Origin of the sequence: Neobacillus drentensis (assembly GCF_036965645.1) — a bacterium.
In the GTDB taxonomy this organism is placed as follows: domain Bacteria; phylum Bacillota; class Bacilli; order Bacillales; family Cytobacillaceae; genus Neobacillus; species Neobacillus drentensis_D.
Window position 1 is genome coordinate 1 of the sequence record NZ_JBALPZ010000223.1, and the last position, 5,876, is coordinate 5,876.

A 5,876-nucleotide genomic window follows, 5' to 3' on the forward strand; every position below is an offset into this window, starting at 1 on the left:
AACCGTCCCCATGCTCCCCCCATGCTCCCATTTGTTTGATTTTTATAAAAGAAATATGAAGAAAGATGGGTCATTTGCAGTAAAAAGGAAGCTGGGAGAAACGAGGTTGAGGTCGAGTTTATTGGTTTGTGAGTTTATTTTCCTATTCAATAGTACCTATTAATTTCAAGGTGGTCGAATTCCATCTTTACAATTATTTACACTTGCTTAAAATTCCCCCTCTATAATGAAAAACGTGATAAAAACTGATTTCTAAGAGGGGATGAATTGGATGCGTGAGATGCCTTTAAATGAATGGATGAAGAACCTGGGAATGGATAAACTAGAAAAAAATATCGACCGCCGGAGTTTTTTACAGGGGGCCAGTAAAATTGCAGGACTTTCACTGGGACTAGCTCTTGCTCAGTCCATCGGTGGATTTGAAGTGAATGCGGATCCGTCTTTTAGTGACTACCCTTTTACACTTGGTGTTGCCTCTGGTGACCCGCTATCCGATAGCGTCGTTCTTTGGACAAGGCTTGCTCCGGATCCATTAAATGGGGGAGGGATGCCGCCGCATAGTGTCCCAGTCAAATGGGAGGTGGCAGCTGATCAGAATTTCCGTCATATCATCCAACGGGGGACAGAACTGGCCAGACCGGATCTTGGGCATTCCATCCATGTGGAAGTAAGCGGACTAAAAGCAAACACAGTCTATTATTACCGTTTTAAAAGTGGCAATGAATTAAGCCCGGTTGGTAAAACCAAGACACTTCCGCCTGCTGGAGCAAACGTTTCTGCCCTGAACTTTGCTTTTGTATCCTGCCAGCAATATGAACACGGATACTACACAGCTTTCCAACATTTAGCGAAAGAGAATTTAGACCTTGTTTTCCACCTTGGAGATTACATATACGAATACGGACCAAATGAATACATCGCCTCAACTGGAAATGTTCGAACCCATAGTGGTCCAGAGATTAAAACCATTAATGATTACCGAAACCGCTATGCTCAATACCGTTCCGATGAGCATCTGAAAGCCGCTCATGCAGCCTTTCCATGGATTGTAACATGGGATGACCATGAGGTTGAGAATAATTACGCCAACGTGATTCCGGAAAAGGGTCAATCGGTTGAAGAATTTGTGATTCGCCGGGCTGCAGCATACCAGGCTTATTATGAGCATATGCCGCTTAGAAAATCTACGATGCCACAAGGGGCAGATATGAAAATCTACCGTGATTTCGAATACGGCAATCTCGCTTCCTTCTTTGTTCTCGATACCCGTCAGTATCGTGATGACCAGGCAAACGGAGATACAAGCTCCCCGCAGACAGCTGAATCGCTTGATCCTAAGCGGACATTGATGGGAACAGAGCAGGAACAATGGTTATTTAATAAACTTGATGACTCCAAGGCGGCGTGGAATGTCCTAGCCCAGCAAATCTTCTTTGCGCAGCGGAATTATGGAACGGCAGCTAAGCCTAAATATAGCATGGATGCATGGGACGGTTATCCTGCCGCGCGCCAGCATGTGTTAGATTACGCTAAATCTAAACAATTAAATAACATGATGGTATTAACGGGCGATGTTCATGCGAGCTGGGCCGCAAACCTAATAGAAGATTTCGATAATCCAAATTCGAGGATTTTTGGGGCTGAATTCATCGGCACGTCGATCACCTCAGGTGGTGATGGGGCTGATAAGCGTGCGGATACGGACAAAATTTTAGGTTTGAATCCGCATATTAAATTCTTTAATGACTACCGAGGCTATGTTCGCTGCCGGGTTACCCCTGAGAGCTGGCAGGCGGATTACCGGGTTGTTCCCTATGTGTCAGTAACTGGTGCTGATGTATCCACACGCGCATCGTTTGTTTTTGAAAAAGATGAGCAGGGTCTGAAACAGGTTTCAACCACACAAGTTCCATTAGGCGTCCAGCTTTCCGCTGAGGTGGAAGAGGACCGAAACAAGGCCCATAGCCGCGCCCATCTAAAGCAATTAGAGAAAAAAGGAGTTAAGGTTCCGAATTAAGCAACTATAAACTATAAAGGAGTTGGTCTTTGATGTTTTCAAATATTGGGATTCCTGGTTTAATCCTTATCCTTGTGATTGCGCTGATTATTTTTGGACCGTCTAAACTGCCAGAAATCGGCCGTGCCTTTGGCCGGACGCTCTCTGAATTTAAAACGGCGACAAAGGAATTAGTTTCAAGCGATGAAAAAGAGGAAGAGAAAAAGCCTGCTTTAACAGCTGTCAAAAAAGAAAGTTAACATGAGTTTCGTTTTAATGTTTGGACGGGGAAACTCGTCCTCTTTTTTTGAAAGGTAAAGGGGAGAAAAAAGGATGGATCGCAAAGAACTTCTTGTTATGGAGCATTTAGAAGAGTTACGGGGAAGACTGATTAAAACGGTGTTAGCCTTTATTCTTTTTTTTATAATCAGTTTTATTTATGTCGAACAGATCTATCAATGGCTGATTAGAGACCTGGATCAGAAACTGGCGGTACTCGGGCCAAGTGATATTTTATGGGTCTACATGATGATTGCAGCCGTTTTTTCGGTGGCCGGGGTGATTCCGGTGGCTGCTTATCATGTTTGGAGGTTTGTGGCACCTGCCTTGAACCGAGAGGAACGAAGGGTGACTTTGGGCTTCATCCCTTTTCTTTTTCTGTTATTTATGATTGGGATTGCCTTTGGCTATTTTGTGTTGTTTCCTACTGTCTTAGGATTTCTGACTTCTTTATCCCAGGGGCAATTTGAAACCTTATTTACAGCGGAAAAGTATTTTCGGTTTATGCTGAATCTGACGCTTCCGTTCGGATTGCTGTTTGAGATGCCGTTAGTGGTCATTTTTTTAACGAAGTTAGGAATCTTAAATCCTTTGAGATTAGCCAAAGCAAGGAAGATTTCCTATTTTGTTCTGATCGTGATATCCATTTTAGTCACACCGCCGGATTTTATGTCGGATATCCTTGTAACGGTTCCTTTGCTCATTCTTTATGAGTTAAGTGTCACACTTTCAAAAATAGTCTATCGTAAACGGCTGCTGAAGAATCATGGGGATGGTTCTTATGCTTCCGAAGCAGGAGAACCGTCCCTGTGATTTCAAATGGAAAATAGAGAAAAACAGCGAAATAGTGAGAAAACACCATAAAATGTACGCTTACATTGGAAATGTCCTCGTTTTCATGGAGAATGTTTCCGTTTTCCGGAGCTTTGTCAAAAATCACCATTTGTATGATAATCAATATATAAATTATGGAAGGTGGTAATATAAAATGAGAAAAGCAATGAAAAACTTTATGGATTCTTATGGAAAGTACATGGCAGCTTCAGCTTTCGCTTTAAAACCTTGCACTAAAAGTGAATTACAATATGTGGTTGAATTATTTAGAAACGACTCTCAAAGATAAAATGAGAATCGTTTTTTTTTTGCCTAAAATATGGAGGTGGTAGGATGGGGACGGTTCTCATGCTTCCATTAATGACGCACGACCGGCCCCATGCTCCCAAATTTTCGGAGAAAATGTTGTTATTTCACAAAAATATGTATCTAATAATCCAGGTCTTGTATGGTAGAATTATCCTATTATGTAAGGGGGGATATTATCGTTGAATATGATAAAGGAAGAGTGGAGACATATTTTCAGTCATCCCAAAACTGGATTAACATTGTTAGCCATTCTTTTTGTACCGTTGATTTATAGCAGCATTTTTCTATCCGCTTTTAGAAATCCTTATTCCAAAACAGGAGACCTGCCAATTGCTGTAGTCAATCAAGATGCAGGATCAACATTTGCTGGACAGAATTTGCAGCTGGGAAAAGACTTGGTTCATGATTTAAAGCAGAATCACTCGTTTAAATGGACATTTACCAATCATAAAGAAGCGTTAAAGGGATTAAGAAATGAAGATTATTACATGGTAGTAGAAATTCCCAAAGATTTCTCTCAAAAAGGATCTACCTTGTTAGATCAACATCCTAGCAAAATGGGATTGAAATATTATACAAATCCAGGGAAAAACTATACTGCCTCAAAGATCGTTACCTCCGGAATCAGTAAAATTAATGAGAAGATATCCAATTCTATCACCAAACAATATGCCATCACATTATTTCACCGTTTAAATCAAGTAGCGAATCATATACAAGAAGCAACAGACGGTGCGAATAAACTTGATCAGGCGGCTAATCAAATGACAGATGCCACTGAAACGCTGCAAGACTATTCGCGGCGTTTAGCGGCTGGTACTGCCCTTTTTAAGGGCGGAACCCAAAGAGTATACAATGAGACTCAACAGTTTCAAACAGAAATTAACCAACTCTCTAACGGGATGCAAAAACTAAATGGCGGGATGGATCAATTAGAAAATGGCTTGGGTGTCCTAAACCAGACGGGTGAAAAGCTTGCTAATGGTTCTAAAAAGCTGGAACAAGGAACGAACGAACTCAAAGTTAGTTTACAGCAGTCCTATCAGGAGACCATTGGATTTCAAGAAAAAATGGCTCCATTATGGAGCACGTTGGAGAAATTAAATGATAGACGGTCCGAATTGGTGAGACAATTGAACTCCTTAAAACAAATTCTTGAAGACCAAAACGAATTAATTAGTGAACAGAAAGAGCTTATTATGAATAGCAAAACTCTTTCAGAGCAAGAAAAACAACAATTGCTTTCAAACCTGGATCAAATCATGTCTCCTTCCACAGCCGATATAGAGCAAAAAATCACAGATTTCGAGTCTATGATCCTAGTTGTTTTGCAAGGCTCTCAGAATGTACAGAGCCAACTTGATCAATTTGCAAAGGGACAACAATCTATGTATAAAGGCGCTCAACAATTAGCAAAAGGGCAGCAGACCTTTCGTACAAGTCTAGTGACATTTAACAATATGTTAGCGGGAGCACAAAGTGGTGCTCGCCAATTAACCGATGGAACAAGCACCGTCTCGGATAGCATTTTAAAAATAGGCAATGCAAGTAATCTATATGTACAGGGGATTAAGAAACTTAACGATAGTGCCAATCAGTTAAGTGACGGCTCTCAAAAACTAGCAGATGGATCCGCGTCTGTGTATAAGGGGGCTTCCACTTTATCTGATGGAACGGGTCAATTACTTTCTTCGTTACACCTCGGTGCAGACCAAACGAATAAACTGAATTTGAATGATAAAAACTTCGACATGTTTTCGAATCCAACAAGGTTGGAATCTCACACAATCAGTGAAGTCAATGACTATGGGGCGGGCATCATTCCTTATATATTAGCAATCGGCTTGATGGCAAGTGCCTTATTTTTCGCTTCCACGTATCAGCTTAAGAAAACAACATTAGAACCATTAACCGGGGCTTCTTGGTTTCTCAGTAAGCATAGTGTGGTGATGATCGTTGGGCTGGTTCAATCTATTCTAGCTGTAACTATACTTATCCAGGGGATGGGCTTAGAGGTTAAACATGTGATGGGGTTATATCTATTTACCATTCTAGTGAGTCTTACTTTCCTATCTTTAGGGCAAATGCTCTGTACCCTTTTAGGAAAAATAGGGCAGATTCTTGGATTCATTTTACTCTTATTGCAGATTGTCGGCAGCTCAGGGACATTTCCTATAGCTCTGGTGCCTCCATTTTATCAACATATTAACCCATACCTCCCTATGACGTATGCGATAAGGGGATTCAGGGATCTTATTTCGATTGGAAATGATCTCCATGATATATGGCACCAAGCACTAATGTTAGCTGTTTTTGGATTCATCTTTAATGCAGGTACTTTATTCTATTTTATCCTTCAATTTAAACGGAAACATGGGGCCGGTTCGCATAGCGGACAATCGGAAGTTTTGCACGCAAAAAGGCACGCCTAGCGTTAATAAATGGAAAATAGAGAAAA

The 5,876-nt window shown here is 41.1% G+C and carries 5 protein-coding genes; all 5 read left to right on the forward strand.

Annotated features, from left to right (window positions below; all coding sequences use genetic code 11):
* The first annotated feature begins 271 nt into the window (after positions 1 to 271).
* The 5 genes from V7266_RS28845 (at position 272) to V7266_RS28865 (ending at position 5,850) form a co-directional block, all read left to right on the forward strand.
* The gene (locus V7266_RS28845; protein ID WP_335472650.1) at positions 272 to 2,017 is read left to right on the forward strand and encodes an alkaline phosphatase D family protein; all 1,746 of its coding nucleotides are present in this window, start codon (positions 272 to 274) and stop codon (positions 2,015 to 2,017) included.
* A 32-nt stretch (positions 2,018 to 2,049) separates the two neighbouring features.
* Positions 2,050 to 2,256 (forward strand): twin-arginine translocase TatA/TatE family subunit, encoded by a 207-nt coding sequence (locus V7266_RS28850; protein WP_335472651.1) that lies wholly within the window; start codon positions 2,050 to 2,052, stop codon positions 2,254 to 2,256.
* Between the two features lie 73 nt (positions 2,257 to 2,329).
* Positions 2,330 to 3,088: a twin-arginine translocase subunit TatC gene (tatC, locus tag V7266_RS28855; RefSeq protein WP_335472652.1), complete on the forward strand. Its 759-nt coding sequence runs from the start codon at positions 2,330 to 2,332 to the stop codon at positions 3,086 to 3,088.
* A 175-nt stretch (positions 3,089 to 3,263) separates the two neighbouring features.
* Positions 3,264 to 3,398, forward strand: a complete 135-nt coding sequence (locus V7266_RS28860) for a hypothetical protein (protein ID WP_335472653.1) — start codon at positions 3,264 to 3,266, stop codon at positions 3,396 to 3,398.
* A 205-nt stretch (positions 3,399 to 3,603) separates the two neighbouring features.
* A complete protein-coding gene (locus V7266_RS28865; protein ID WP_335472654.1) occupies positions 3,604 to 5,850 on the forward strand; it encodes a YhgE/Pip domain-containing protein in 2,247 nt (748 codons plus the stop codon).
* Positions 5,851 to 5,876 lie beyond the last annotated feature (26 nt).